23 protein-coding genes and 1 other RNA gene are annotated in these 25799 nt (G+C 61.2%); 12 read left to right on the top strand and 12 right to left on the bottom strand.

All coding sequences use genetic code 11. The features are described from left to right. The first annotated feature begins 4 nt into the window (after positions 1 to 4). Together AEQ63_RS14175 and ccoP are read left to right on the top strand one after the other, a co-directional pair. Positions 5 to 190 (top strand): CcoQ/FixQ family Cbb3-type cytochrome c oxidase assembly chaperone, encoded by a 186-nt coding sequence (locus AEQ63_RS14175; RefSeq protein ID WP_016775513.1) that lies wholly within the window; start codon positions 5 to 7, stop codon positions 188 to 190. Further along, positions 187 to 1170, top strand: a complete 984-nt coding sequence (gene ccoP, locus AEQ63_RS14170) for a cytochrome-c oxidase, cbb3-type subunit III (RefSeq protein ID WP_064363879.1) — start codon at positions 187 to 189, stop codon at positions 1168 to 1170. Before AEQ63_RS14175 ends, ccoP begins: the two co-directional genes overlap by 4 nt. Before the next feature lie 384 nt (positions 1171 to 1554). On the opposite strand, the gene AEQ63_RS14165 is transcribed toward ccoP, so the two are convergent. Continuing rightward, positions 1555 to 2559, bottom strand: coding sequence for a metallophosphoesterase family protein (locus AEQ63_RS14165; protein WP_064363878.1), 1005 nt, complete (start codon positions 2557 to 2559; stop codon positions 1555 to 1557). Positions 2560 to 2800: 241 nt separating this feature from the next. On the opposite strand from AEQ63_RS14165, the gene AEQ63_RS28145 reads away from it, so the two are divergent. The 7 genes from AEQ63_RS28145 (at position 2801) to hemN (ending at position 10145) form a co-directional block, all read left to right on the top strand. Further along, complete coding sequence (locus AEQ63_RS28145; protein WP_152972376.1) at positions 2801 to 3049, top strand: hypothetical protein; 249 nt, start codon at positions 2801 to 2803, stop codon at positions 3047 to 3049. Then, a complete protein-coding gene (gene ccoG, locus AEQ63_RS14160; RefSeq protein WP_064363877.1) occupies positions 3049 to 4464 on the top strand; it encodes a cytochrome c oxidase accessory protein CcoG in 1416 nt (471 codons plus the stop codon). The genes AEQ63_RS28145 and ccoG overlap by 1 nt, the downstream gene beginning before the upstream one ends. Positions 4465 to 4477: 13 nt before the next feature. Next, positions 4478 to 5017 (top strand): FixH family protein, encoded by a 540-nt coding sequence (locus AEQ63_RS14155; RefSeq protein ID WP_064363876.1) that lies wholly within the window; start codon positions 4478 to 4480, stop codon positions 5015 to 5017. 213 nt (positions 5018 to 5230) lie between these two features. Continuing rightward, the gene (locus AEQ63_RS14150; RefSeq protein ID WP_064363875.1) at positions 5231 to 7681 is read left to right on the top strand and encodes a heavy metal translocating P-type ATPase; all 2451 of its coding nucleotides are present in this window, start codon (positions 5231 to 5233) and stop codon (positions 7679 to 7681) included. A gap of 23 nt (positions 7682 to 7704) precedes the next feature. After that, on the top strand, positions 7705 to 7917 hold the full coding sequence (gene ccoS / locus AEQ63_RS14145) for a cbb3-type cytochrome oxidase assembly protein CcoS (protein ID WP_039763029.1): 213 nt from the start codon (positions 7705 to 7707) through the stop codon (positions 7915 to 7917). Next, positions 7910 to 8593 (top strand): sulfite exporter TauE/SafE family protein, encoded by a 684-nt coding sequence (locus tag AEQ63_RS14140; RefSeq protein WP_064363874.1) that lies wholly within the window; start codon positions 7910 to 7912, stop codon positions 8591 to 8593. Before ccoS ends, AEQ63_RS14140 begins: the two co-directional genes overlap by 8 nt. 169 nt (positions 8594 to 8762) lie before the next feature. Further along, positions 8763 to 10145: an oxygen-independent coproporphyrinogen III oxidase gene (gene hemN, locus AEQ63_RS14135; protein ID WP_064363873.1), complete on the top strand. Its 1383-nt coding sequence runs from the start codon at positions 8763 to 8765 to the stop codon at positions 10143 to 10145. On the opposite strand, the gene AEQ63_RS14130 is transcribed toward hemN, so the two are convergent. After that, positions 10142 to 10624 carry a hypothetical protein gene (locus tag AEQ63_RS14130; protein WP_064363872.1) on the bottom strand — a complete coding sequence of 161 codons (483 nt, stop codon included), beginning with the start codon at positions 10622 to 10624 and terminating at the stop codon, positions 10142 to 10144. The two genes, hemN and AEQ63_RS14130, sit on opposite strands and share 4 nt — an antisense overlap. A gap of 154 nt (positions 10625 to 10778) precedes the next feature. On the opposite strand from AEQ63_RS14130, the gene fnr reads away from it, so the two are divergent. Together fnr and AEQ63_RS14120 are read left to right on the top strand one after the other, a co-directional pair. Beyond that, positions 10779 to 11513, top strand: a complete 735-nt coding sequence (gene fnr, locus AEQ63_RS14125; RefSeq protein ID WP_016773865.1) for a fumarate/nitrate reduction transcriptional regulator Fnr — start codon at positions 10779 to 10781, stop codon at positions 11511 to 11513. A 75-nt stretch (positions 11514 to 11588) separates the two neighbouring features. Then, positions 11589 to 12137, top strand: coding sequence for an adenine phosphoribosyltransferase (locus tag AEQ63_RS14120; RefSeq protein WP_007918333.1), 549 nt, complete (start codon positions 11589 to 11591; stop codon positions 12135 to 12137). Between the two features lie 90 nt (positions 12138 to 12227). Here the strand turns inward: AEQ63_RS14120 and AEQ63_RS14115 are convergent, their stop codons facing one another. From AEQ63_RS14115 to dnaX, 5 genes are all read right to left on the bottom strand, one after another. Beyond that, on the bottom strand, positions 12228 to 13376 hold the full coding sequence (locus AEQ63_RS14115) for an acyl-CoA dehydrogenase family protein (protein WP_042608424.1): 1149 nt from the start codon (positions 13374 to 13376) through the stop codon (positions 12228 to 12230). A gap of 192 nt (positions 13377 to 13568) precedes the next feature. After that, positions 13569 to 14171 carry a recombination mediator RecR gene (gene recR / locus AEQ63_RS14110; protein WP_064363871.1) on the bottom strand — a complete coding sequence of 201 codons (603 nt, stop codon included), beginning with the start codon at positions 14169 to 14171 and terminating at the stop codon, positions 13569 to 13571. 66 nt (positions 14172 to 14237) lie between these two features. Continuing rightward, complete coding sequence (locus AEQ63_RS14105; RefSeq protein ID WP_016773860.1) at positions 14238 to 15272, bottom strand: NADP-dependent oxidoreductase; 1035 nt, start codon at positions 15270 to 15272, stop codon at positions 14238 to 14240. A gap of 262 nt (positions 15273 to 15534) precedes the next feature. Then, the gene (locus AEQ63_RS14100; RefSeq protein WP_064363870.1) at positions 15535 to 15873 is read right to left on the bottom strand and encodes a YbaB/EbfC family nucleoid-associated protein; all 339 of its coding nucleotides are present in this window, start codon (positions 15871 to 15873) and stop codon (positions 15535 to 15537) included. A gap of 66 nt (positions 15874 to 15939) precedes the next feature. After that, positions 15940 to 18036, bottom strand: coding sequence for a DNA polymerase III subunit gamma/tau (gene dnaX, locus AEQ63_RS14095; RefSeq protein ID WP_064363869.1), 2097 nt, complete (start codon positions 18034 to 18036; stop codon positions 15940 to 15942). 145 nt (positions 18037 to 18181) lie between these two features. On the opposite strand from dnaX, the gene AEQ63_RS14090 reads away from it, so the two are divergent. After that, the gene (locus AEQ63_RS14090) at positions 18182 to 18931 is read left to right on the top strand and encodes a substrate-binding periplasmic protein (RefSeq protein ID WP_064363868.1); all 750 of its coding nucleotides are present in this window, start codon (positions 18182 to 18184) and stop codon (positions 18929 to 18931) included. A 100-nt stretch (positions 18932 to 19031) separates the two neighbouring features. Here AEQ63_RS14090 and AEQ63_RS14085 read toward each other — a convergent pair whose 3' ends face one another. The 5 genes from AEQ63_RS14085 to ligA all read right to left on the bottom strand — a co-directional run bounded on the left by AEQ63_RS14085 (position 19032) and on the right by ligA (position 25579). Then, positions 19032 to 20993 carry a hypothetical protein gene (locus AEQ63_RS14085; RefSeq protein WP_064363867.1) on the bottom strand — a complete coding sequence of 654 codons (1962 nt, stop codon included), beginning with the start codon at positions 20991 to 20993 and terminating at the stop codon, positions 19032 to 19034. Positions 20994 to 21029: 36 nt separating this feature from the next. After that, positions 21030 to 21515, bottom strand: coding sequence for a hypothetical protein (locus tag AEQ63_RS14080; protein WP_065614970.1), 486 nt, complete (start codon positions 21513 to 21515; stop codon positions 21030 to 21032). Positions 21516 to 21720: 205 nt separating this feature from the next. Then, an RNA gene (gene ffs, locus AEQ63_RS14075) (signal recognition particle sRNA small type) lies at positions 21721 to 21817 on the bottom strand. Between the two features lie 134 nt (positions 21818 to 21951). Beyond that, the gene (locus AEQ63_RS14070) at positions 21952 to 23115 is read right to left on the bottom strand and encodes a zinc-binding metallopeptidase family protein (RefSeq protein ID WP_064363866.1); all 1164 of its coding nucleotides are present in this window, start codon (positions 23113 to 23115) and stop codon (positions 21952 to 21954) included. 106 nt (positions 23116 to 23221) lie between these two features. Next, entirely contained in the window at positions 23222 to 25579 is a 2358-nt protein-coding gene (gene ligA / locus AEQ63_RS14065; RefSeq protein WP_064363865.1) for an NAD-dependent DNA ligase LigA, read from the bottom strand. Positions 25580 to 25799 lie beyond the last annotated feature (220 nt).

The following is a 25799-nucleotide window of genomic DNA, read 5'->3' as shown; positions in this document are numbered from 1 at the left end:
TCTGATGGATATCGGGATGATTCGAGGCCTGGGCACCGTTGTCGTGATGGTGGCCTTCATCGGTCTGGCCTTGTGGGTGTTCAGCCCCAAGCGCAAGTCGGAGTTTGACGACGCGACCATGTTGCCTTTTGCAGATGATCCCGAAGCCATCAAGCACGTCGAGCAAGCTTCTAGGAGTAACAAAGAATGACTACATTCTGGAGTCTGTACGTCACAGTCCTCAGTCTCGGTACGATCTTCGCACTGACCTGGCTGCTGCTGTCGACCCGCGAGGGCCAGCGCAGCGAACAGACGGACGAGACGGTCGGCCACTCCTTCGACGGGATCGAGGAGTACGACAACCCGCTGCCGAAATGGTGGTTCATGCTGTTCGTCGGCACCATCGTGTTCGCCCTGGGTTACCTGGTGCTGTACCCCGGCCTGGGCAACTGGAAAGGTCTGCTGCCGGGCTACAACTATCTCGATACCGAGAAGCAGACCGCGTTCGCCAATGGCCAGACCGGCTGGACCGGCGTCCACGAATGGGAAAAGGAAATGGCCCGTTCCGACGCTCGCTTCGGTCCGATCTTCGCCAAGTTCGCGGCGATGCCGATCGAAGAAGTTGCCAAGGATCCGCAAGCACTGAAGATGGGTGGCCGTCTGTTCGCCTCCAACTGCTCGGTGTGCCACGGTTCCGACGCCAAGGGCGCCTACGGTTTCCCCAACCTGACCGACGCCGACTGGCGCTGGGGCGGCGAGCCGGAAACCATCAAGACCACCATCATGGGCGGCCGCCACGCGGTGATGCCGGCCTGGGCGGAAGTGATCGGCGAGCAAGGCGTGGCCGACGTGGCGGCCTTCGTGGTGACCAACCTCGACGGGCGCAAACTGCCGGAAGGCACCAAGGCCGACCCGGCCAATGGCGGCAAACTCTTCGCCGCCAACTGCGTGGCCTGCCACGGCCCTGCCGGCAAAGGCACCCCGGCCATGGGCGCGCCAGACCTGACTCACCCGGGCGCGTTCATCTACGGCTCGAGCTTCGCGCAACTGCAACAGACCATCCGTTACGGCCGTCAGGGCCAGATGCCGGCGCAGGAACAACTGCAGGGCAATGACAAGGTTCACCTGCTGGCGGCGTATGTATACAGCTTGTCCCACGGTGAAAAAGCACCGGAAGCAAAGGCTGAATAAGTTCAGCGCTTGAAGCATAAAAGGCCCCGCCAATCAGATTGGCGGGGCCTTTTTTCATGGTGGCATTCATGATTCGAAACGTTTGCTCGATGGACCGCAATTGCAATGCACGGTAGGTTTTTTCCGCCCGATAAGCCCTATCGGGAGCACTTCAAGGATGAAGCCCGAATGTCCAAAGATGACCAGATAACACTGCAAAATCCGCCTCAACCCAGCTCAACCGAAAGGGCAGGCTTCGAACCAACATCTGTCAAACCGTTACTTGAGGTTTCGCACAAATCCATGAACAGCCCCGGTAACGGTGGCGGACTCGACGGCCTCGGCGGCGGTAGGCTGCCCTGACAAGGGGCAGCAAAAACACCGAATATCACCGGCGGGGCTTTTTCATGGGCGTTGGGCAAAAACCGAATGCACTGGCGTGGTGTCGATCAGAGTCCGCTCACGCCATTGGTTGTTCTCTACCAGATAGATCTGCAACTGCTTGCGATCCTCGGTAAAGCTCGCAGTCAGATAGGTCTGCTGGGACGTACTGCCGCTCAGGTACATCGGCACACTGCCCTGCCAGTAGGCGTCACCGCCATCTGTATGCAAATGGCCGGCAAAGATCGCCGTCACCTGGTATTTGTTGACCATGTCACGGAAACGCTTCAGTTGCTCGGGGCTGCCCTTGTGCCTCAGCGGCTTATGCATATTGATGATGATTGCATAGCCCTGAGCTCGCGCTACCCTGAGATCTGTCTCAAGCCAGTCCAGTGCGTCGTTGATTTCGAATGTCGTCGGGTTCAGCGCATGGGCAATCCGTGTGGTGTAGGTCGGCTCGTTATTGAGCTGGACCAAATGCACTTCGCCAACATTTTTCGAATAGGCGAGACTGCCGGAATACGTTTTGCTCAGAAAGCCGCTAGTAATCTCCAGGTCGAAGTTATCGACTTTACCTTCATGATGTTCTTTGAACTCGACGATGCTGCCTGCTGCACAGCTGTTACTGAAACAGTCATCGACATTATTTTCATAGTCGTGATTGCCCAGCCCGTACAAGTAGTCACCACCGAAATACTTGTTCAATGCCGCCTTCATATAAGACCGCTGCCAGCCATGACCAAAAGCAGTGATATCGCCATTGATCATCAGAGGCACCTGCGCTTGAGAGCCGTGCTGGTTTCTGAATTCGGCGATGCTCGCAAGTTGGCTTTCAACCAGCCATTTCGAGCGCTCCTTGAATTCCGAATCCGATTCCGGTTCGCGGCTATCGGTCTTGTCTGTCCACGGATATTGGGTATCCGAAGCAAAGACCATGTGTTTGGGCAGGCCAGTAGCCGCGTGAGCGGTAATAGCCGAAGCCAGCAAGCAAGCACTTATAAAAATGCGCACAAGATTATTAAAAACCATACGTTAAATTCCATTTAGATTGATTATTAAAACGCGAAACATGATTCGCGAGGAGCCAACTTATTCGAACACGACGAAAACTTCAAAGCTCTTGCAAACAACAATCAAGTGAATATATTTCAGACCAAACAACTTACAACATACATATCAACTGAAACCTGTCGCTTAGTGCCGGGCCAGGCACCGTCAAAGAATCCCACCGATTACTTGTAATCAAACTTGCGGAATCAACGGCGATGGTGTGAACAAGCGATTGAAAAAAGATGAACTAGCCGCTTCGGCAAAACCGTCCATACTCAACAAGTCAATTGATCTGCGTCAGGCTTTTCTGCAATCGCTACACCATTCGGATTTTTTACCCAACGCGACCAAAGGTCGCACCCTTGAGCCAGAGCGGCAGGCGTATCATCGCGCTACTGCAACAGCCCTTTTTGACCTTGGTTGGCACGTATCGACCGGGGCATTTTTCCACTGCCGTGGGATGCAATGATGAGCAATCAGATTCCGGTACACGACGTCACGCCGCCAAACAAGAACGCGAACAACAGCGTCGATCTTTATGCCTCAAGAGAAAAAATCTACACCCGCGCCTTCACCGGCCTGTTCCGCAATTTGCGGATGCTCGGCGGTGCAGCGCTGTTTCTGCTGTACTTCGGTACGGTGTGGCTGAACTGGGGCGGGCACCAGGCGGTGTGGTGGAACCTGCCGGAGCGCAAGTTCTTCATTTTCGGCGCCACCTTCTGGCCACAGGATTTCATTCTGCTCTCGGGCCTGTTGATCATTGCCGCGTTCGGCCTGTTCTTCATCACGGTCTACGCCGGACGCGTCTGGTGCGGTTACACCTGCCCGCAGAGCGTGTGGACGTGGATTTTCATGTGGTGCGAAAAGGTCACCGAAGGCGACCGCAACCAGCGCATCAAACTCGACAAGGCGCCGATGAGCGCCAACAAATTCCTGCGCAAACTGGCCAAGCACTCGCTGTGGCTGCTGATCGGCTTTGTCACCGGCATGACCTTCGTCGGCTACTTCTCGCCGATCCGCGAACTGGTCAGCGAATTCTTCACCGGCCAGGCCGATGGCTGGTCGTATTTCTGGGTCGGTTTTTTCACCCTCGCCACGTACGGCAATGCCGGTTGGTTGCGTGAGCAGGTGTGCATCTACATGTGCCCGTATGCGCGCTTCCAGAGCGTGATGTTCGACAAGGACACGCTGATCGTGTCGTACGACCCGCGCCGTGGCGAGAGCCGTGGGCCGCGCAAGAAAGGCATCGACTACAAGGCCCTGGGGCTGGGCGATTGCATCGACTGCACGATGTGCGTGCAGGTCTGCCCCACCGGCATCGACATCCGCGATGGCCTGCAGATCGAGTGCATCGGCTGCGCCGCGTGCATCGACGCCTGCGACAGCATCATGGACAAGATGGATTACCCGCGCGGGCTGATCAGCTACACCACCGAACACAACCTCTCCGGGCAGAAAACCCATAAACTGCGCCCGCGCCTGATCGGCTACGCCGTGGTGCTGCTGGCGATGATCAGCCTGTTGGTCGCCGCGTTTTTCATGCGTTCGCTGGTCGGTTTCGATGTCAGTAAGGACCGCGTGCTGTACCGCGAAAACGCCGAAGGCCGGATCGAAAATGTCTACAGCCTGAAGATCATGAACAAGGATCAGCGCGACCACACTTACCTTCTGCAAGCCGAGGGTCTGCCGGACCTGCGCCTGCAAGGCAAGCGCGAGATCAAGGTGGCTGCCGGGGATATCGTCAGCATGCCGGTCGAATTGTCGAGCGCACCGGAACAACTGCCATCGAGCACCAACGAGGTGAAATTCATCCTCAAGGACGCCGATGACGACAGCGTCCACGTTGAAGCCAAGAGCCGATTCATCGGCCCACAAATCCGTTGAGAGAATTTTGAACATGCCCGCTGCAAACGCCGCAAGTCCCTGGTACAAGCACCTCTGGCCGTGGATCATCATCGCGATTCTCGCCTGCTCGGTGGCCTTGACCCTGTCCATGGTGACCATCGCGGTGAACAACCCGGACAATCTGGTCAACGACAACTATTACGAAGCAGGCAAAGGCATCAACCGTTCGCTGGACCGTGAACTGCTGGCGCAAACCCTGAAACTGCGCGCGGCGGTGCATCTGGATGACGTGACCGGTGAAGTCGATTTGCGCTTGAACGGTGACAGCCAACCGCAAACCCTCGAGCTGAACCTGATCTCGCCGACCCAGCCGGAGAAGGATCGCAAGATCGTGCTGACCCGCAGTGACAGCGAGAGCGGGCGCTACATTGGCCAGTTGAGCGACAAGGTCGAAGGGCGGCGGTTTGTCGAGCTGCTCGGCAGTCAGGATGAACACGTGTGGCGCATGTTTGAAGAAGAACTGGTCAGCCATGACAAGGAACTGCTGCTGGGTGATGAGCCGTTGCAGGGCGCGGAAGACCTGAAGAAGTGAATCAAGGTCTAGAGCCCCTCACCCTAGCCCTCTCCCTGAGGGAGAGGGGACTGATCTCGGCTGCCTGGAAGCGTGGCGTATGACAGTGACAATGTCGGCGACTGAAGCCGCTTTTCCGGCTCACACCGATCGGCGCCCTCTCCCTCCGGGAGAGGGCTGGGGTGAGGGCAAGCGGATACACCCAATGCAAGGGTTCACACCCTCAACGATGCCATGACCACCCCACTTGCCTGCTACCACTGCGCCCTGCCCGTCCCGTCCGGCAGCCGCTTCACCGCCGTCGTCCTCGGGCAGGCCCGCGAGTTCTGCTGCCCGGGCTGTCAGGCGGTGGCCGAGGCCATCGTCGCCGGGGGGCTGGAAAGTTATTACCAGCATCGCAGCGAAGCCTCGGCCAATCCCGAAGCGCTGCCGGTGCAACTGACCGATGAACTGGCGCTGTACGACCGCGCCGACGTGCAACAACCCTTCGTCCGCCACGAAGGCGATCTGGCCGAAACCACCTTGTTGATGGAAGGCATCAGTTGCGCCGCCTGCGGCTGGCTGATCGAGAAACACCTGCGCACCCTGCCCGGCGTCGCCGAAGCGCGGCTGAACCTGTCCAACCATCGCCTGCACGTACGCTGGGCCGACGCTCAACTGCCGCTGAGCCAGATTCTCGCCGAGCTGCGCCACGTCGGTTACGCCGCCCACCCGTACCAGGCCGACCGCGCCAGCGAACAGCTGGCCAGCGAGAATCGCCTGGCCCTGCGCCAACTTGGCGTCGCCGGGTTGCTGTGGTTTCAGGCGATGATGGCGACCATGGCCACCTGGCCGGAATTCAATATCGATCTGAGCCCCGAGCTGCACACGATCCTGCGCTGGGTCGCGCTGTTTCTGACCACGCCGATCGTGTTCTACAGCTGCGCGCCGTTCTTCAAAGGGGCGATGCGCGATTTGCGTACCCGCCACCTGACCATGGACGTCTCGGTGTCGCTGGCGATCGGCAGCGCCTACATCGCCGGGATCTGGACGTCGATCACCGGGGTCGGCGAGCTGTACTTCGATGCGGTCGGCATGTTCGCGCTGTTTCTGCTCGCCGGGCGTTATCTGGAACGCCGCGCCCGCGAGCGCACCGCCGCTGCCACTGCGCAACTGGTGAACCTGTTGCCGGCCTCGTGCCTGCGCCTGGATAGCAACGGTCAGAGCGAACGCATCCTGCTCAGCGAGCTGCGTCTCGGCGAACGGATTCTGGTGCCGCCCGGTTCGATTCTGCCGGCTGACGGCAAGATCATCGATGGCCAGTCGAGCATCGACGAATCGCTGCTGACCGGCGAATACCTGCCGCAACCGCGTGCGCTGGGTGATGCGGTCACCGCCGGTACCCTCAACGTTGAAGGCGCATTGACCGTGGAAGTGCAGGCGCTGGGGCAGGACACGCGGCTCTCCGCGATCGTGCGCCTGCTCGATCGCGCTCAGGCGGAAAAACCGCGTCTGGCAGAAATCGCCGACCGCGCCGCGCAATGGTTTTTGCTGTTGTCGCTGATTGCCGCGGCAGCGATCGGCCTGCTGTGGTGGCAGCTGGATTCATCGCGGGCGTTCTGGATTGTTCTCGCCATGCTGGTGGCGACCTGCCCGTGCGCACTGTCGCTGGCGACGCCGACCGCCCTCACCGCCGCCACCGGCACGCTGCACAAACTCGGGCTGCTGCTGACCCGCGGCCACGTGCTGGAAGGGCTGAACCAGATCGACACAGTGATCTTCGACAAGACCGGCACGCTCACCGAAGGGCGCTTGGTACTGCGTTCGATTCGCCCGCTCGGCGCGCTCGACAGCGAGCAATGCCTGAGCCTCGCCGCCGCGCTGGAAAACCGTTCGGAACACCCGATTGCCCGCGCTTTCGGCCGCGCACCATTGGCCGCTGAAGAGGTGCACAGCAGCCCGGGACTGGGCCTTGAAGGGGTGGTCGGTGAACGACGCTTGCGTATCGGTCAGGCGCAGTTCGCCTGTGCCCTGAGCGGCGCGCCACTGCCGTCGATGCCCGACGAGGCCGGGCAATGGCTGCTGCTCGCCGACACCCACGGCCCGCTGGCGTGGCTGGTCCTCGATGATCGCCTGCGTGACGACGCCCCCGCCCTGCTCGCGGCCTGCAAAGCGCGGGGCTGGCGCACCTTGTTGTTGTCCGGCGACAGTTCGCCGATGGTCGCCAGTGTCGCCGCCGAACTGGGTATCGACGAGGCCCGCGGCGGTTTGCGCCCCGATGACAAACTGCAAGCGCTGCAACAACTGCACAAGGAAGGTCGCAAGGTGCTGATGCTCGGCGACGGCGTCAACGACGTGCCGGTGCTGGCCGCGGCCGACATCAGCGTGGCGATGGGCTCGGCCACCGATCTGGCGAAAACCAGCGCCGATGCGGTGTTGCTGTCCAACCGTCTCGGCGCCCTGGTGCAAGCTTTCACGCTGGCGCGACGTACGCGCCGGGTAATCATCGAAAACCTGCTGTGGGCGGCGCTGTACAATGGCCTCATGTTGCCGTTCGCCGCCCTCGGCTGGATCACTCCGGTGTGGGCGGCGGTCGGCATGTCGATCAGTTCGCTAACCGTGGTGCTCAACGCCCTGCGCCTGACTCGCCTGCCGAGCGCGCCGGCCGCCAGCAGCCCGACCCACACCCGCCCGCTGCCGGCCTGAGCCGCGCGGGCCTGGAGTTACCGATGCCAGCTCTCTACGTGATGATTCCCGCTGCCTTGCTGATCGTCGCCATCGCCGTGTACATCTTCTTCTGGGCGGTGGACAGCGGTCAGTACGACGACCTCGACGGCCCTGCGCACAGCATCCTCTTTGACGATCAGGACCCCAACCACACCGCCGCGGTGGATGAAGCCAACGCCGGCAAACCGGACGACAAGGCGCCACCCCATGCTTGAACTGGCGCCCCTGCTGGTTTCGGCACTGATCCTCGGCCTGCTCGGTGGCGGCCATTGCCTGGGCATGTGCGGCGGTCTGATGGGCGCGCTGACCCTGGCGATCCCCAAGGAACAGCGCAGCCGGCGCTTTCGCCTGTTGCTGGCTTACAACCTCGGGCGGGTTCTCAGTTACGCCACGGCGGGATTGCTCATCGGCCTGGCCGGCTGGGCCGTCGCCAACAGCCCGGCGGCGCTGGTCATGCGCGTGCTGGCCGGCTTGCTGCTGATTTCCATGGGGTTGTACCTGGCCGGTTGGTGGAGCGGGCTGACCCGTATCGAAGCGCTCGGGCGTGGCTTGTGGCGCTTCATTCAACCGGTGGCGAACCGCTTGCTGCCGGTTTCAAGCCTGCCGCGCGCCTTGCTGCTCGGTGCGCTGTGGGGCTGGCTGCCGTGCGGACTGGTTTACAGCACGCTGTTGTGGAGCGCGAGTCAGGGCAATGCGCTGGACAGTGCGCTGTTGATGCTTGCGTTTGGCCTCGGCACCTGGCCGGTGCTGCTCGCCACCGGGCTGGCGGCTGAACGGGTCACCGCGATCCTGCGCAAACGCAGCGTGCGTATGGCCGGCGGTTTGCTGGTGATTCTGTTCGGCTTATGGACCCTCCCCGGCCCGCATCAGCATTGGCTCATGGGCCATTAAAAGCAAAAGATCGCAGCCTTCGGCAGCTCCTACAGGAGGTCGCATTCCAAGGTAGGAGCTGCCGAAGGCTGCGATCTTTTGACCTTGTGCTGTTGATGCAAATCAACAGCCCCATCGCCGCACCCCGATAGACTCGCCACACTGCCAGCCTATCCGGGGGAATGCCCGCATGCTCGACGCCATTCGTTGGGACTCTGATCTGATCCGCCGCTACGATCTGGCGGGGCCACGCTACACCTCGTACCCGACTGCCGTGCAATTTCACGGGCAGGTCGGCACGTTCGACCTGTTCCACGCCCTGCGCGACAGCCGCAAGGCCCAGCGGCCGTTGTCGCTATACGTGCATGTGCCGTTCTGCGCAAACATTTGCTACTACTGCGCCTGCAACAAGGTCATCACCAAGGATCGCGGTCGCGCGCAGCCATATCTGCAACGGCTCGAGCAGGAAATCCAGTTGATCGCCTGCCACCTCGACCCGGCGCAAAAAGTCGAGCAACTGCATTTCGGTGGCGGCACGCCGACCTTTCTCAGCCACGACGAACTGCGCCAGCTGATGGCGCACCTGCGCAAGCATTTCAATCTGCTCGATGACGATTCCGGTGATTACGGCATCGAAATCGACCCGCGCGAGGCCGACTGGTCAACCATGGGCCTGCTGCGCGAATTGGGTTTCAACCGGGTCAGCATCGGTCTGCAGGATCTTGATCCGGCGGTGCAGCGCGCGGTCAATCGCCTGCAAAGTCTGGAGGAAACCCGCGCGGTGATCGACGCGGCGCGGACCCTGCAATTTCGCTCGATCAACATCGATCTGATCTACGGCCTGCCGAAGCAGACGCCAGACAATTTCGCCCGCACCGTCGACGAAGTGATCAGCCTGCAACCGGATCGCCTCTCGGTGTTCAACTACGCGCATCTCCCGGAGCGCTTCATGCCGCAACGGCGGATCAACAGCAGCGAATTGCCCAGCCCCGCGCACAAGCTGGAGATGCTGCAGCGCACCATCGAACAACTGATCGCTGCCGGTTACCGCTACATCGGCATGGACCACTTCGCCCTGCCCGATGACGATCTGGCAATTGCCCAGGAGGAACAGACCCTGCAACGCAACTTCCAGGGTTACACCACCCACGGCCATTGCGATCTGATTGGTCTGGGCGTGTCGGCGATCAGCCAGATTGGCGATTTGTACTGCCAGAACAGCAGCGACCTCGCTGCTTATCAGAACAGCCTCGCCAGCGCGCAACTGGCGACCAGTCGCGGCCTGGTGTGCAACGCCGACGATCGCTTGCGCCGCGCGGTGATTCAGCAGCTGATCTGTAATTTCGAACTTGAGTTCGCTGAAATCGAGCAGCAGTTCAATGTCGACTTCCAGGGCTATTTCGGCGGGCTGTGGCCGCAATTGCAGGGGATGGCCGAGGATGGCCTGATCAGGATTGATCGCGACGGGATCGGGGTGTTGCCGGCGGGCCGATTGCTGGTGCGCTCGGTGTGCATGGTCTTCGATGCGTACCTTGAGCAGCAGAACCGCCAGCGTTTCTCGCGGGTGATCTAAGGCTTGGTCAGCAACGAGCCGACCTTGAGGTTCTGATCAGGGCTCAGCGCCGACTGGTTCATCACTTTCGACAAAGCCAGGTTGGCGGTGATCAGGCCGCTGTTGAGGGCGGCGATGGCTCCACGCAATGCGGCGAGCTTGTTGATCTTTTCTTCATTGGAGAGGGTTTTGTCGGACATGACCGCCGCCATCCGCGCTTTCTTTTCGATAATTTCTTTCTGGATTTTGCGGATCATCTTCAGCAATTGCTGGATGTTCTCCGGTAGGCCGCTGTTGTCGATGTCGCTGTTTTCGCCGCCGACAGCGGCGGACTTGGCGATGGCCGCACCGGACAGCGACACTTTGACGCCCTCGACCAAGGTCGGGCTTGCCGTTATCGACAGGTCGTCGTCGCGGTCGCTCGCAGCGTCGGTATTGTTTAACTCCGGCGCGGCAGCAACGCCGCTGCTACCGGGGCCTAGCGTGCCAATGGCGGTCATCGGAACCTTCCGTGGATGAATGCTGATAGCTGTTTATCGGCCGCCGGTGCTGCGGCTTTATGTCTGTGGGACAACTTCGCCGCGTGCTGGCCTGAATGTCCTTGGGTGGGTTACCCTTACGTCTTATGTGTGTTTTCCCACAAGGATTGAAGAAATGTCCGAGCCAGTCAAACTGCGCGCTCACAACCAGGCCCACTGCAAGGATTGCAGCCTGGCCCCGCTCTGCCTGCCACTTTCTCTGAATCTGGAAGACATGGATGCGCTCGACGAAATCGTTAAACGCGGCCGCCCGTTGAAGAAAGGCGAGTTTCTGTTTCGCCAGGGCGACACCTTCGATTCGGTTTATGCAGTTCGCTCCGGCGCCCTGAAAACCTTCAGCCTGAGCGATGCCGGCGAAGAGCAACTGACTGGTTTCCATCTGCCGAGCGAACTGGTTGGACTGTCGGGCATGGACACCGAGAAACACCCGGTGTCAGCCCAGGCGCTGGAAACCACTTCGGTCTGCGAAATCCCCTTCGAACGCCTCGACGAACTGGCCCTGCAATTGCCGCAACTGCGCCGCCAGTTGATGCGGGTGATGAGCCGCGAGATCCGCGACGACCAGCAAATGATGCTGCTGCTGTCGAAAAAGACCGCTGACGAGCGCATCGCCACCTTCCTGGTCAACCTGTCAGCACGCTTCCGCGCTCGCGGCTTCTCGGCCAACCAGTTCCGCCTGAGCATGTCGCGCAATGAAATCGGCAATTACCTGGGTCTGGCGGTGGAAACCGTGTCGCGGGTGTTCACGCGCTTCCAGCAGAACGAGCTGATTGCCGCCGAGGGCAAGGAGATCCACATTCTCGATCCGATCCAGCTGTGCGCGCTGGCCGGCGGTTCGATCGAAGGCTGATCACGACCCGCGGTTGAGCGAATCGTTTCAGCCGCGGGTATACTGCGCCGTTTGCAGCCCTGCCAGGACACCCCGATGGTCTTCGACTCCTTCGACATCAAATCCCTGATCCGCCCCGTGATCGACTTTCCCAAGCCGGGCGTGATCTTTCGCGACATCACCCCGTTGTTCCAGTCGCCTACGGCCCTGCGCCTGGTGATGGACAGCTTCGCCCATCGCTACGTCGAAGCCGACTTCACCCACATCGGCGCCATGGACGCCAGGGGTTTCCTGATCGGTTCGGTATTGGCCTATCAGTTGAACAAACCGCTGGTGCTGTTCCGCAAGCAAGGCAAACTGCCGGCGGACGTGCTCGCCGAAGGTTACGCCACCGAGTACGGCGAAGCGTTTCTGGAAGTGCACGCCGACAGCCTGTGCGAAGGCGATTCGGTGGTGATGTTCGATGACCTGATCGCCACTGGCGGCACGCTGATCGCGGCGGCCAACCTGATTCGCCGCATGGGCGCACGGGTGCATGAGGCCGCGGCGATCATTGATTTGCCGGAGCTGCAAGGTTCGCAGCGTCTTGAGGATATGGGCATCCCGACTTTCTGCCTGACGCAGTTTGCGTTGACTGATAAATAATCAAGAGCAAAAGATCGCAGCCTTCGGCAGCTCCTACATTGGGATGTGCGTTTCCCTGTAGGAGCTGCCGAAGGCTGCGATCTTTTGACTTTAAAGCCCCATCTGCTTGCTGATGATTTCATTCATCACCTCCCGCGTCCCGCCACCAATCGACAGGATGCGGTTATCCCGGTACAGCCGTTCCACCAGGCTTTCGCGCATATAACCGAGCCCGCCAAGAATCTGCACCGCCTCCGTCGTAATCCGGTCCGAGGTGTCGGTGGCGAAGTTTTTCGCCATGGAAATTTCCTTGATCACACTCTGCCCCGCCGCCATCTTCGCCGCTTGCCGGTAAGTGAACTCCCGCGACACTTCCAGCGCTGTGGCCATTTCGGCGAGGCGATGCTTGATCACCTGAAACTTGCCGATGGGTTTGCCGAACGCTTCACGCTCGCGCGCCCACTTCAGGCTCTCCTCCAGCGCCAATTGCGCGGTCATGTTGGCCATCAGCGCCAGCGCCAGCCTTTCGCTCTGAAAATTGCCCATGATGCAGGCGAAGCCCATGTTCTCTGCGCCAATCAGATTGCCTACAGGCACGCGGCAATCGTCGAAGAACAATTCAGCGGTATCCGACGCCCACCAACCCATTTTCTTCAGTTGCCGACCGACGCTGAAACCTGGCGTGCCCTTCTCGATCAGCAACAAACTGATGCCGCCAAACCCCGGCGCACCGGTACGCACCGCGACGGTGTAGAAATCCGCGCGCACGCCGCTGGTGATAAAGGTTTTGCTGCCAGTGACCCGGTAGCAATCGCCGTCGCGCACGGCGCGTGTTTGCAGGTTGGCGACGTCGGAACCGCCACCGGGCTCGGTCACGGCCAAGGCGCTGATCTTCGCGCCACTGAGCACCTGCGGCACGACCCGCTCACGGACTTGCGGGCGTGCCCATTTGACGATCGGCGGCAGACCGATATCCAGCGAGCCAAGGCCCGCTACCAGGCCGCCAGAGCCACAGCGCATCAACTCCTCACTGGCGGCGACCTTGGCGAACAGATCGCCTTCATGGCTACCGCCGAGCGCTTCGGGATAACCAATACCGAGAATGCCCGCCGCTCCGGCCTTGAGGTAAAGCTCGCGAGGAAAGCTTTCGGCTTCTTCCCACTGATCGATGTCCGGCAGGATCTCGCGTTCGACGAAACGTCTGACGCTGTCACGGACCAATTGGTGACTGGGGTCGAAGTATTCCTGAAAGGCAGGCATGGGCGAGCTCCACGGAAGGGTTCGCCGACGTTAACCGAGCGCTTGCTTGGTTTTCAATGAAATTGTGTGAATCAGATAGGCCGCGGCGCGCCATTCGCGAGCAGGCTCGCTCCCACAGGGGATTTGTAAACGACACAAAACCAATGTGGGAGCGAGCCTGCTCGCGAAGGCGTCAAAACAGACACCGCATAATCAGAGGGAAATCGGTTTACGCCCGGCAAACGAATGCGCCAGCGTGCCGCCATCAACCAGCTCCAGCTCACCGCCCAGCGGTACGCCGTGGGCAATCCGCGAGGCGATCAGACCTTTGTTCTGCAACAACTGCGCAATGTAATGGGCGGTGGCCTCGCCTTCGACCGTCGGGTTGGTGGCGAGAATGACTTCGGTAAACGTCCCCGCCTCTTCAATCCGCGCCATCAATTGCGGAATGCCGATCGCCTCCGGCCCCAAACCATCGAGCGGCGACAAATGCCCCTTGAGAACAAAATAGCGGCCACGGAATCCGGTCTGCTCCACCGCATAGACATCCATCGGACCTTCGACCACGCAGAGCAGCGTGTCATCACGGCGTGGGTCGGCGCATTGCGGGCACAGATCGTCTTCGGTCAGCGTGCGGCACTGGCGGCAGTGGCCAACGCCTTCCATGGCCTGGCTCAAGGCCTGCGCCAGACGAGTGCCACCGCTGCGATCACGTTCGAGCAACTGCAACGCCATGCGCTGAGCGGTTTTCTGACCCACGCCTGGCAAGGTGCGCAGGGCGTCGATCAGTTGGCGAATCAAAGGGCTGAAGCTCATGGGTAAACAGTCCGACTAAACAACGAGACGCGGTTTATACCCGCGCCTCTGGCCAGCGTCAAATCCTCAGTCCTGGGCGACCCGGACCACCAGTTTGCCGAAGTTGCGCCCTTCCAGCAGACCGATGAACGCCTCGGGCGCCTGCTCCAGGCCTTCGACCACGTCCTCGCGGAATTTCACCTTGCCGTCGCGTACCCACGGCACCATGTGGCTGATGAATTCCGGCTGACGATCACCGTAGTCATCGAAGACGATAAAGCCCTGAATGCGCACACGCTTGGTCAGTAGCGTGCGTTGCAGCATGGGCAGGCGATCCGGGCCGGTGGGTGCCTCGGCGGCGTTGTAGCCGGCGATCAGACCGCACAACGGGATGCGCGCCTTGGGGTTGAGCAATGGCACGACCGCGTCGAATACATGGCCGCCGACATTCTCGTAGTAGATGTCGATACCGTTGGGACAGGCCTTGGCCAGTTGCTCAGCGAAGTCGTCGGCCTTGTGGTCGATGCAGGCATCAAAACCCAACTCCTCGACCACGTATTTGCACTTCTCGGCACCGCCAGCCACGCCAACTGCACGCAGGCCTTTGATCTTCGCCACTTGCCCGACCACCGAGCCGACGGCGCCGGACGCAGCGGCCACCACGAGGGTTTCGCCTTCTTTCGGCTGACCGATGTCCATCAGGCCCATGTACGCGGTCATGCCCGGCATGCCCAGCACCCCGAGAGCCATCGACGGACTCGGCAGACCGGCAGGAATCGGCATGATGTTGCGGCCGTCGCTGATGCTGTGGCTCTGCCAGCCAGTCGCACCCACTACCAGATCGCCGGTGTGGAATTTTGGATGATTGGATTGCTCGACCCGGCTGACCGCGCCACCGGTCATGACTTCGCCGATCTGCACGGGTGCGGCGTAGGACGGTGCATCGCTCATGCGTCCGCGCATGTACGGATCGAGCGACAGGTACAGGGTTTTCAGCAAGACCTGACCGTCCTGCAGATCCGGCAAAGCCTCGCGCTCGAGACGGAAGTTTTCCGGAGTCGGCGCACCGGTCGGGCGCGAGGCAAGGACGAAGCGTTGGTTGAGGGTGAGAGGGTCGGACATGTCAGCGTCTCCTGTGAATGGGGAATTCGGTGTATAGGGAGCAGACCTTTGTGGCGGTGGTGTGTTCGATGTTTCTTCAGTTTTGACCCAGGCGCGCCCTTCGCGAGCAGGCTCGCTCCCACAGGGATTGCATTTCCAAGTGTGGGAGCGAGCCTGCTCGCGAAAGCGCCAGTCCTGCCGGCACATGCCCATCATGCAGAAACAAAAATGCCAGGCGCGATGCCTGGCATTTTGTGTAGCTCATCTGCCGCGCAGTGGCGAATCAGAACGGCAGTTTCATACCCGCTGGCAGGGTCATGCCGGCGGTCATGCTGCCCATTTTTTCCTGGCTGTTGGCTTCGATCTTGCGCACGGCGTCGTTGACGGCGGCGGCGACCACGGCTTCCAGCATCTCTTTGTCGTCTTCGCTCAGGCCTTCAACCAGGCTCGGGTCGATGCTCACGCTCTTGACGTCGTGACGACCGGTCATCACCACGGTGACCATGTCGCCGCCGGCCTTGCCGGTGACTTCGGCGTTGGCCAGTTCTTCCTGCATCTTGGCCATTTTTTCCTGCATCTGCTGCGCCTGCTTCATCAGGCCGGCCATGCCACCTTTCATCATGGGAATCACCTCAAACGTACTTGGATAAAACAGCGCCCGGCCATCGCGGCCGAGCGCCTTCAGTTATTAGCCTTGGGTGACCAAGGCGTCGACAGGTTCAATAGTATCGCTTCGCACCACCGCACCGAACTGCTGAACCATCTGCTGGATGAACGGATCACCATGGATCGATTCCTCCGCCTCGCGCTGCCGATTGGCGCGGCGACGGGAGGCGGCCTGGGCCGGGGTTTCCTGTTCGGGTTTGATCAGCTCGATGGTCAGCGTCAGCGTGCGCCCGTGGAACTGGTTCAACGCGTCGTTGAGACGACGCTGTTGCGTAGTGTTGAACAGTGCGCTGTGAGCCGGATCAAGGTGCATCAGCCAGTGATCGCCGTCGACCGCAATCAAGGTGCAGTTGGCGGCGATGCTGCCGGTCATGCCGGAAATCGGCAGTTTCGGGAAGAGCTCCAGCCACTGAAGGGCCAGACCGGTTGCCGGCGCGGCGGCAGGTTCCGGCTCGGGCTCAGGTTCGGGATCGGCGGCGTGTTCGCTGGCCAGTTCGTCGAGATAGCTGTAGGCCGAATCCATGTCCGGCTCGATGTAGTCCTCGTCCAGCGGCGGTTCGCCGCCCATGTCCATGCCTGGCGGGGCGGCCTCGACGCCAGCGACGGACGGCTCGGGAATCGGCGCGGCGGCCCACTCCGGCGCGGCCGGCACCACGCTGTCCGGGGGTGGCAACGGCATTGGCGGCAGCTCGGGCTGTTCGCCAGCGGTTTCCAGCACCGGCTCGACGGCAGGTTGCTGTGCCGGCGCCGGCTCAGGCTCGGGCTCGGCTTCAACCGGGTCGTTCCACGGCAGATCGACCACGGCTTCGACGGCGACCGGCTCAGGCTCCGGTTGCGCTTCGACAACCGGCGCAACAGGTTCCGGCTCGGCAGTCGGCGCGGTTACCGGCGCAGGCTCAGCCACGGGCGCTGGCGCAACAACCGCAGCGACCACCGGCGCAGGCTTCGGCGCGGCAGCCACGGAGTTTGCGGAATCAACTGTGGCCTGGCTGATCCCCACTGGCTTTAGCGGTTGCCTCGGCGCGTCCGCCGTATCCGCCGGTCGGAACGCCAGCATTCGCAGCAGGACCATCTCGAAGCCGCCACGCGGGTCCGGCGCCAGCGGCAAGTCGCGGCGGCCAATCAGGCCCATCTGGTAATAGAACTGCACGTCCTCGGCCGGCAACGCTTGGGCCAAAGCCAACACCCGATCACGGTCGCCGTGGCCGTTGTCGACGCCTTCCGGCAGCGCCTGAGCGATGGCCACACGGTGCAGCACGTTGAGAATTTCCGAGAGCACGCCGTTCCAGTCCGGACCTTGCTCGGCCAGATGCCGCACGGCTTCGAGCAGCGCCTTGGCGTCACCCTCGATCAATGAATGCAGGACGTCGTAGACCTGACCGTGATCCAGGGTGCCGAGCATCGCCCGTACGTCAGTAGCCAGCACCTTGCCTTCGCCGAAGGCAATGGCCTGATCGGTCAGGCTCATGGCGTCGCGCATCGAGCCGTCAGCAGCGCGGCCAAGCAGCCACAGTGCATCGTCTTCAAACGGTACGTTTTCCGCCGTGAGCACGTGGGTCAAATGCTCGACCACACGCTCGGGCGTCATGTTCTTCAGGGAGAACTGCAGGCAGCGCGAAAGAATCGTTGCCGGAAGCTTCTGCGGATCGGTGGTCGCCAGGATGAACTTGACGTAGGGCGGCGGCTCTTCAAGGGTTTTCAGCAGCGCATTGAAGGAATGGCTGGAAAGCATGTGCACTTCGTCGATCAGGTAGACCTTGAAGCGCCCACGGCTTGGCGCGTACTGCACGTTGTCGAGCAGTTCGCGGGTGTCTTCGACCTTGGTGCGGCTGGCGGCGTCGATCTCGATCAGGTCGACGAAACGGCCTTCGTCGATCTCGCGGCACACCGAACATTCGCCGCAGGGGCTGGAGGTGATACCGGTCTCGCAGTTCAGGCACTTGGCAATGATCCGCGCGATGGTGGTCTTGCCGACCCCGCGCGTCCCGGTGAACAGATAGGCGTGGTGCAGCCGCTGGCTGTCCAAGGCATTGATCAGAGCCTTGAGCACATGGGTCTGGCCGACCATTTCGCGGAACGAGCGCGGACGCCATTTACGTGCAAGAACCTGATAACTCATCGAAAACCGTCGCAGCGAAGGAAGCAGAAGCGGCTAATGCTAGCGGAGCAAGGGCAAAATTGCATCCGGTGTCCTCGTCTAATATGGCTAAGCTGCATCAGCAGAGGCTTTTATCGGCTCGGGACGGCGAATGACCGGAGCGTTTATGCGGTGGGCCCTGGGGGCATTGCTGGGAATCAGCCTCAACGCGATGGCAGCGCAAGCGCCGTTGCGCTTCGCCGTGCCGGACAGCTGGGCGATGCCAATGGTGCAACTGGAAAGCGGCAGGCCGACCCAAGGCATCCTGCACGACATCCTCCTCAGCCTGGCGACCCAGGTCGGCGCGCCGGCGCAGTTCATCGTCCTGCCGCGCGCGCGGGTCCAGAGCGCCATGGAACACGGCGACATCGACGTGCGCTGCTATGCCGCACAGTCGTGGCTGCCGAATCAGTCCGGCGATTACATCTGGAGCGTGCCGCTGTGGTTTCAGCGCGACCTGCTTGTCAGCCGCGAAGATCAATCGGCGCAGATCAATCCCGCCGATCTGCCGCGACAGGCCATCGGCACCGTCCTCGGTTACAGCTACCCGACCCTGCAATCACTGTTCGACGCCGACCGGTTGCAACGCGAAGACGCGCGCAATCAGGAACAGGTGCTGGAAAAGCTCCTCGCCGGCCGTTATCGCTACGCGGTGAGCAATCAGTGGACGCTGGACTGGATCAATCAGCGCCTGCTGCCGGAGCAGCAGTTGCGAGGGGTCGCGGTGCTGCAGGAACAGCATATCGGCTGCTATGTGAGGAACGACCCGAAGGTGCCGGTGCAGCGGATTCTGCGCACGTTGCTGCGGATGAAAATGTCCGGCGAGATAGACGAGATCATCCGGCTCTACACCGGCACCTCCGAACACACCCCATAACCCTGTAGGAGTGAGCCTGCTCGCGATAGCGGTGTATCAGTCAAATGATGATTGGCTGGCCGGACGCTATCGCGAGCAGGCTCACTCCTACAGGGGGATATCAATAGCCGTGCGATTCGCGGAATTTCTGGTAATCGTGAAAGTCGATCCACTCGACCACGTCGTAAGGCAGGTACAGCTGTTGTCGGGCGCGGGAGATGGCGATGTAGACGGCACAGATGCGCTGATCGAACTCATAGGCGTCCTTGAATTTCTCATTGCTGAGCAAGGCCCGCGTCAACAGCACCCGTTTGAACTCCATGCCGCCGGCCCGCTCGGCCATCATCAACAGGCAGGCCTTGCCCGGCTCGATGATCTTCTGGCTCAGTCGAGTCAGGTCGGCAATCATGAAGCCTTCTTGCAGTTGCGCTTCGATCCACAAAAACGCCTCGTCGAAACGATGGGTCTCACGCACCTGCTGCCAGTCGGCCATGTCGCTGAAAAACGGGTGCGGCCCTTTCTCGCTGGACCCGGCGCTGTAGAAATCGCGGCGGAACAGCTCGATGGCGGTGGTCATGAAATGCTTGATGTCGTCCTGCGCTTCCCTGTCGGGAAAACTAAAGGCGCAACTGGAATCATGCAGGTGGATGGCCCACATCATCGTGTCCCACGGTGACGCAGTCAGCACCACGCAACCCTCCGGCGGCACGAAGGCCTGCGGGTAGTACTCGATATCGACGTCCGCATGGCGAGCACCTTCAAACGGCACTTTGCTCTTCTGCGTGTGGCGCGAAATCAGCGGGTTGACCAGGCGCTCGACGTTGCGTCCCGAGCGCACCGAATAGCAGATATCACTCTGGCGGACCTCACGCTTGCGCTTGAGCGGCTCGCCCTTGGCCTGCTGATATTCATCGCCGAGGGTGATCAGCACCTGCTGCCCGCGCTCGATGATCTGCAGCAGCGACGCCGGCACATCCTGGCTTTCGTCGATGATCACATGGGTGTATCGCGGCGGGACGCGGCAACCGGCCAAACTGGCGCGCTTGATCATCAACAACGTCTGAAAACCGCTCTGGCTGGCCCAGGCCGGGTTGGCCTCCAGATACACCCACAGGCGACTGGAATACTCCAGCAGCGCCTGCGAGTCTGCGGCGGTCAAGGGCTGCTGGAAATGGGGCAGATGCCTGGCGGACAGCGTGTGGTCTCTTGACGCGCAATACAGCTCCAGCACGCGCAGACAGACCTCAAGCGTGCCCGGCCCATCATGGTGGCGAAAGCCGAAGATATTCAGTTCCTGCGCCAGCGCCTGCTTGCTCGGGATCCGTGCTGGCGTCCCGGCCCTGTGCATCCGTGGGCCAAGCAACTGGGCCTGGGCAAAGTCGAAAAAAGTCTGACCGATCTCGGTGTTGTGCACTTGCGTGATGTGTTTGCGCAACGTCGCCAGTTTCGCCGGGGTGCGTGCCAGCACCAGGGTGCGTTTCGAGCGCAGGCATTCGATCAGCGCACTGAGCATGTAACTCTTGCCGATGCCCGCATAGCCCTGCACGTGCAGGTCTTCGTCGAGATTGGCGCGAAAGGTCCGCAGCAGCTTGTCCTGCGCGGCGCTTAACCAGTGCTCACGCTCGCGAGGTGTGACCATTTGCTGACTGAACGGGTTGTTCTGTTTCTGATGGCGAATCTTGTACTCGACATCCCATTGCCCGTCGGGCAGCAGGTATTCCTGCGCAGTGACTTCGTCAGCCATGAGAAACCGCAGGTTCAGGCCTTTGAGCGCATTGAGGCCGAAATACAGTTTGCGCGAATCGAACAATCGCCGCGCCTCTGAAATCAGTCCCGTCGATCCAGAGCGCCGGGAGGTGACGGACCAGTCAATGAGTCTGGCGAGAATTTTCTCTGCCGCGCTGGCGCTCAAATCCGGTTCCTTGGCCTGGGCGAGGTTCTGGATAACCAGCAGCGCCGCCAGTTCCGGGTCAGTCAGGTCGGCCAGTGCCGCTTCACCCTCGGGCTGCAACAACGCCGTACATGCATCATGGGTAATCGGTAGAAGTACCGGGGTGGCCAAATCAAAATGTTCCGGGTGCATACAACCTCGCCGCCTGGGCTTTGACACAACACCAGATCAGTCCTGGTCATTCTCGTCGCGCAGTTCATGGGTGGGAGGCAAGCATCCCTCACTGCCGGCCTCGGGGTGGATCCGCAGCTCGAAGGAGTAGTCGCCCAGCGTGCCGGACATGCCGCGTCGAGCTGCGCAGTCAGTCATCGAGTCCGCATCGATCTGTGCCTGCACTTCGTAGAGCGCCATTTCGAGCAGTTTGCGCAAGTGTTCAGGGCTTTGAGCGCTGGCGTGCAATTGCAGGTCGTACTGGCCGGCCCTCGGTTCAGCGGCGGGCTGGTCCTGCACCGCGACCGGCTGCGCCGTTTCTTCGACCGCGTTGAACACGGTCGAAGCCGCCAGAATCGCGGCGTGCTCTTCATCCATCAGGTCGAGCAAGCGCGACAGCTCCAGGGTTCGCTCGGGCTGTTCCCGCATCTGTTCCTTGACTTCCAGACGACGCAACTGCCATTCGCGCAGTTTTTCCCGAGTCAGATCGTCAATTTCACCCACTTGCCTTACCTCTCGATGCCAGGCGAGGGAGTATGCCACTGTTCAGCTTCGACAGCCGCACGGCCAACGGGACGCTGCGCTGCTGATCTGAGCGTTTCTGATAGCGGATCAACGCCAAAAGCCAAATCACAGGCATAAAAAAACCGCAGTGGGCGAAACCCATGCAGTTCTGTCTGAAGCCTTCGATGGTTCGTTAAGGTGGTGCCCCCACCAGCCACACCCCGGCACACAATGTTCCCGCTGTGGCTGCTTCCTTCCGGATCTGACCAGGTTCACGGGTAATCGTTGCGGGGGGACCGATGGGGTCACCATAACGACGCTTGCCTGTCGGCGAGCCGCGCCATTGTACCTGTCTGAGATGAAGTTACAACCGTTGGTTGCAGATTAAAAACATGAACGGGTTCAAGGACATAAAGATCGCAGCCTTCGGCAGCTCCTACAGGGCCAGAACTTCGTCTGCACGACCGCCCGCCTGCTGGATCACCAGATGAATGAAGTGCAGCTTGGCGATCGCCGCGGCCGGCAGTACGAACGGATAGAAATCCGGCTGGCCCATGCTGCGCGACAGTTCGTTGAGCATGCCGGCCAGTTCGATCCATGCGTTGACGAATGACAGGAACGCGCTCCCGCCGGGGTGCTCCGGGTCGTACAGGGTGCTGGTCGGAAACGGCTGGTAATCGAAGTCCATTTCCCGCGCGCTCATGCCGAAACCCAGCGCAGTGTCTACGGCGTCCATCATGTGCAGGTAATGCGCCCAGGTTTCCGCCCAGTCTTCCCATGGGTGCATGGTCGCGTAGGCACTGACGTAATGCTGCGGCCAGTCCAGCGGTGCGCCTTGCTGATAATGCCGGTCCAGCGCCTCGGCGTAACTGGCGCGCTCGTCGCCGAACAGGTTGCGGAATGCGCCGAGCCAAGGGCCGTTGGCGATCAGGCGATCCCAGTAATAGTGCCCGACCTCATGGCGAAAATGCCCGAGCAGCGTGCGATAGGGCTCGTGCATCTGCGCCCTGACCTGCTCGCGATGGGCATCGTCGGCTTCCTGGATGTCGAGAGTGATCAGACCGTTGGCATGACCGGTCATTGGTGCGTTGCCTTGCAGGTCGACTCCGATGAAGTCGAACGCCAGCCCGGTTTCTTCAACCACGGTTTTCGCGATCACCGGCAGGCCGAGGGTGATCAATTGCGCGACCAGTCGACGCTTGGCGATCTCGACCTTGCGCCAGCGCTCGGGGTTTTCCGGGACGGACAGGTCGGGAATGGTGCGGTTGAGGCTGCAAGCGATGCACAAGGTGTCGTGATCGTTGGCCGGCAGCAGCCAGTTGCAGGCGGCGGGCATGTCGAGGTTGGCGCAGCGGCGGAACAGGCCGGCGTCGGGATCGACGTCGAGTGTCCAGGTGCCCTCTTCCGGCCCAGGCTGCAGCGAGGTCAGGCGACTTTGTTCAGGTTGATAACCGAGCAAGGCGTTACAGGCCAGGCACTGACTGTTGCGAAAGAACAGCGACTGGCCGCAACGGCACGGCCAGACTTTGCTGTTGCGTGAGGATCCGGCCACGAACGGCGCGATGATGCGGGAACTGAGCTGCTCGAAAAAGCGGTGCATGGCGATCTCTCCCTGGGACTGGCCAAGACTAGATCATCCTCAAGACAACATCGTTCCCGAATACCGCGCGCTACCCGATCACCTCGCCACAAGAGCGGCGCATCCCTTACACGGTGACGCCGTGGGTTTTGAGGAAGGCGATAAACGCTTCTTCGTCCATGACCTTGACCCCGAGTTCATTGGCCTTGGTCAGTTTCGAGCCGGCACCGGGGCCTGCGACCACGCAATGGGTTTTCGCCGACACGGAACCGGCAACCTTGGCACCAAGGCTTTCCAGATGATCCTTGGCCACATCCCGGCTCATCAGTTCGACCTTGCCGGTCAGCACCCAGGTTTCGCCGGACAATGGCAAACCTTCAACGACTTTCTTCTCGCTCTGCCAATGCATGCCGAAATTGCGCAGTTGTTGCTCAGACTGCTCGGCGAGTTGGCGACTCTCGGGCGAGGCGAAGAACTCGCGCACCGAGTTGGCCTGCTTCTCCGGCAGCGCCTGACGCATGTCCAGCCAGTCAGCGTTCATCACCGCTTCCAGCGATCCAAAGCGGTCTGCCAGTTTCTGTGCACCACCGGGGCCGACGAAAGGAATGTGCAGCTTGTCGAGCAAGCCGCCCAGCGTGGTACTGGCGGCGAACTCCGCGCCCAACTCCCCTTGGTCCTGAATCTGCAAACCGTGGCCGAGCAGTTCGCCGATGACCTGCTGGTTGTGCGCATCCTCGAAGAAGCTGTGAATCTCGTGCGCCACTTCCAGACCGACATCCGGCAGGTAGGTCAGGACGTGCGGCAAGGCCTGTTGCACGCGCTCCAGCGAACCCAGAGAACGTGCCAGCACCTTGGCTGTTTCTTCGCCGACATCGGGAATGCCGAGGGCGTAGATGAAACGTGCCAGGCTCGGTTGCTTGCTGTCTTCGATGGCTTTCAGCAGCTTGTTGCTCGAGACTTCGGCAAAGCCTTCCAAATCGACGATGTCATCGAACTTCAGGGCATACAGATCGGCTGGCGAACTGACCAGACCTTCGTCGACCAGTTGCTCGACGCTCTTGTCGCCCAGACCTTCGATGTCCATGGCCCGGCGTGAAACGAAGTGAATGATCGCCTGCTTGAGTTGCGCGCCACAGGCCAACCGGCCGACGCAGCGATACACCGCGCCTTCGCTGAAGGTTTCCTTGCCCTTGCTGCGCTTGACCAGTTGCGTGCGTTCGACATGCGAGCCGCACACCGGGCAGCTTTCAGGGATGGCGACCGGGCGCGCGTTATCAGGACGACGCTCGGTGACCACCTGCACCACTTGCGGAATCACATCGCCGGCGCGGCGAATGATCACCGTGTCGCCGATCATCAGGCCCAGTCGCGCCACTTCGTCCATATTGTGCAATGTGGCGTTGGCCACGGTGACGCCGGCGACTTTAACCGGTTTCAGACGCGCCACCGGAGTCACCGCACCGGTGCGGCCGACCTGGAATTCAACGTCGAGCAGCTCGGTGAGTTCTTCCATCGCCGGGAATTTATGCGCGATCGCCCAGCGCGGTTCGCGGGCGCGGAAGCCCAGCTCGCGCTGGTCGGCAATGCTGTTGACCTTGAACACCACGCCGTCGATTTCATAAGCGAGTGCATTACGCCGTGCGCCGATGTCGTGGTAGTACTCCAGGCACTCGTCGATGCCCTTGGCCAGCTTCAGTTCGTGACTGATCGGCATGCCCCACTTCTGCAACTGCTTGAGGTTGCCGATGTGGGTGTCGGAAATGTCGTGGGACACCTGACCGATGCCGTAGCAGCAGAATTCCAGCGGCCGGTTGGCGGTGATCTTCGAATCGAGCTGGCGCAGACTGCCCGCAGCAGCGTTGCGCGGGTTGGCGAAGGTCTTGCCGCCGATCTCCAGTTGCGAGGCGTTGAGCCGTTCGAAACCGGCCTTGGACATGAACACTTCACCGCGCACTTCCAGCGTCGCCGGCCAGCCGTCGCCGTGCAGCTTCAGAGGAATGTTGCGCACGGTGCGCACGTTGACACTGATGTCTTCGCCAGTGGTGCCATCGCCTCGAGTGGCGCCACGTACCAGCAGACCGTCCTGATACAGCAGGCTGACCGCCAGGCCATCGAGCTTCGGCTCGCAGCTGTATTCCACCGCCGCGCCACCACCGAACAGATCGCCGGCCGGCACGTCGAGACCTTCGTTGACGCGACGATCGAACTCGCGCATGTCGGATTCTTCGAAGGCGTTGCCGAGGCTGAGCATCGGGATTTCGTGACGCACCTGAGTGAACGCAGTCAGCGCCATGCTGCCGACGCGCTGGGTCGGCGAGTCGCTGGTGATCAGTTCCGGGTTGGCTGCTTCCAGTGCCTTGAGCTCGTGGAACAAGCGGTCGTACTCGGCGTCCGGAATGCTCGGTTCGTCGAGAACATGGTAGCGATAGTTGTGCTGATCCAGCTCAGCGCGCAGCTCTAGAATGCGGGTTTTGGCGGCGGTCATGGGTGTTCTCTCACAAAGCAAAAGAGCAGCCGAGGCTGCTCCAGTGTCTAATCATAGTCGCTCAAGGTGGTAGACCTTGTGGCGAGGGGGGGGCGTCTCCCCCCGGGGGGGAGGCGCCGCCCAGTTGTGGGGGCGTCCCCACCCCGCGGGGGGAAAGCCCCCCCCCCCCACACCGCCCCCGCCTCACCGCGCCCCTGGCCACGCGCGGGGGGCGCGCCCG

Origin of the sequence: Pseudomonas sp. RIT-PI-o (genome assembly GCF_001297215.1) — a bacterium.
GTDB classification, from domain to species: Bacteria; Pseudomonadota; Gammaproteobacteria; order Pseudomonadales; family Pseudomonadaceae; genus Aquipseudomonas; species Aquipseudomonas moraviensis_A.
This window is presented reverse-complemented; position numbering and strand designations above follow the sequence as displayed.

Coding starts and splice junctions, on each gene's coding strand:
- AEQ63_RS14175 (WP_016775513.1), top strand. CDS start 5: ATGGATATCGGGATGATTCGAGGCCTGGGCACCGTTGTCGTGATGGTG.
- AEQ63_RS14150 (WP_064363875.1), top strand. CDS start 5,231: ATGACCACCCCACTTGCCTGCTACCACTGCGCCCTGCCCGTCCCGTCC.
- ccoP (WP_064363879.1), top strand. CDS start 187: ATGACTACATTCTGGAGTCTGTACGTCACAGTCCTCAGTCTCGGTACG.
- dnaX (WP_064363869.1), bottom strand. CDS start 18,036: ATGAGTTATCAGGTTCTTGCACGTAAATGGCGTCCGCGCTCGTTCCGC.
- AEQ63_RS14085 (WP_064363867.1), bottom strand. CDS start 20,993: ATGCACCCGGAACATTTTGATTTGGCCACCCCGGTACTTCTACCGATT.
- ccoG (WP_064363877.1), top strand. CDS start 3,049: ATGAGCAATCAGATTCCGGTACACGACGTCACGCCGCCAAACAAGAAC.
- ccoS (WP_039763029.1), top strand. CDS start 7,705: ATGCCAGCTCTCTACGTGATGATTCCCGCTGCCTTGCTGATCGTCGCC.
- AEQ63_RS14100 (WP_064363870.1), bottom strand. CDS start 15,873: ATGATGAAAGGTGGCATGGCCGGCCTGATGAAGCAGGCGCAGCAGATG.
- AEQ63_RS14120 (WP_007918333.1), top strand. CDS start 11,589: ATGGTCTTCGACTCCTTCGACATCAAATCCCTGATCCGCCCCGTGATC.
- ligA (WP_064363865.1), bottom strand. CDS start 25,579: ATGACCGCCGCCAAAACCCGCATTCTAGAGCTGCGCGCTGAGCTGGAT.
- AEQ63_RS14105 (WP_016773860.1), bottom strand. CDS start 15,272: ATGTCCGACCCTCTCACCCTCAACCAACGCTTCGTCCTTGCCTCGCGC.
- AEQ63_RS14130 (WP_064363872.1), bottom strand. CDS start 10,624: ATGACCGCCATTGGCACGCTAGGCCCCGGTAGCAGCGGCGTTGCTGCC.
- AEQ63_RS14070 (WP_064363866.1), bottom strand. CDS start 23,115: ATGCACCGCTTTTTCGAGCAGCTCAGTTCCCGCATCATCGCGCCGTTC.
- AEQ63_RS14165 (WP_064363878.1), bottom strand. CDS start 2,559: ATGGTTTTTAATAATCTTGTGCGCATTTTTATAAGTGCTTGCTTGCTG.
- AEQ63_RS14155 (WP_064363876.1), top strand. CDS start 4,478: ATGCCCGCTGCAAACGCCGCAAGTCCCTGGTACAAGCACCTCTGGCCG.
- fnr (WP_016773865.1), top strand. CDS start 10,779: ATGTCCGAGCCAGTCAAACTGCGCGCTCACAACCAGGCCCACTGCAAG.
- AEQ63_RS14115 (WP_042608424.1), bottom strand. CDS start 13,376: ATGCCTGCCTTTCAGGAATACTTCGACCCCAGTCACCAATTGGTCCGT.
- hemN (WP_064363873.1), top strand. CDS start 8,763: ATGCTCGACGCCATTCGTTGGGACTCTGATCTGATCCGCCGCTACGAT.
- AEQ63_RS14090 (WP_064363868.1), top strand. CDS start 18,182: ATGCGGTGGGCCCTGGGGGCATTGCTGGGAATCAGCCTCAACGCGATG.
- recR (WP_064363871.1), bottom strand. CDS start 14,171: ATGAGCTTCAGCCCTTTGATTCGCCAACTGATCGACGCCCTGCGCACC.
- AEQ63_RS14140 (WP_064363874.1), top strand. CDS start 7,910: ATGCTTGAACTGGCGCCCCTGCTGGTTTCGGCACTGATCCTCGGCCTG.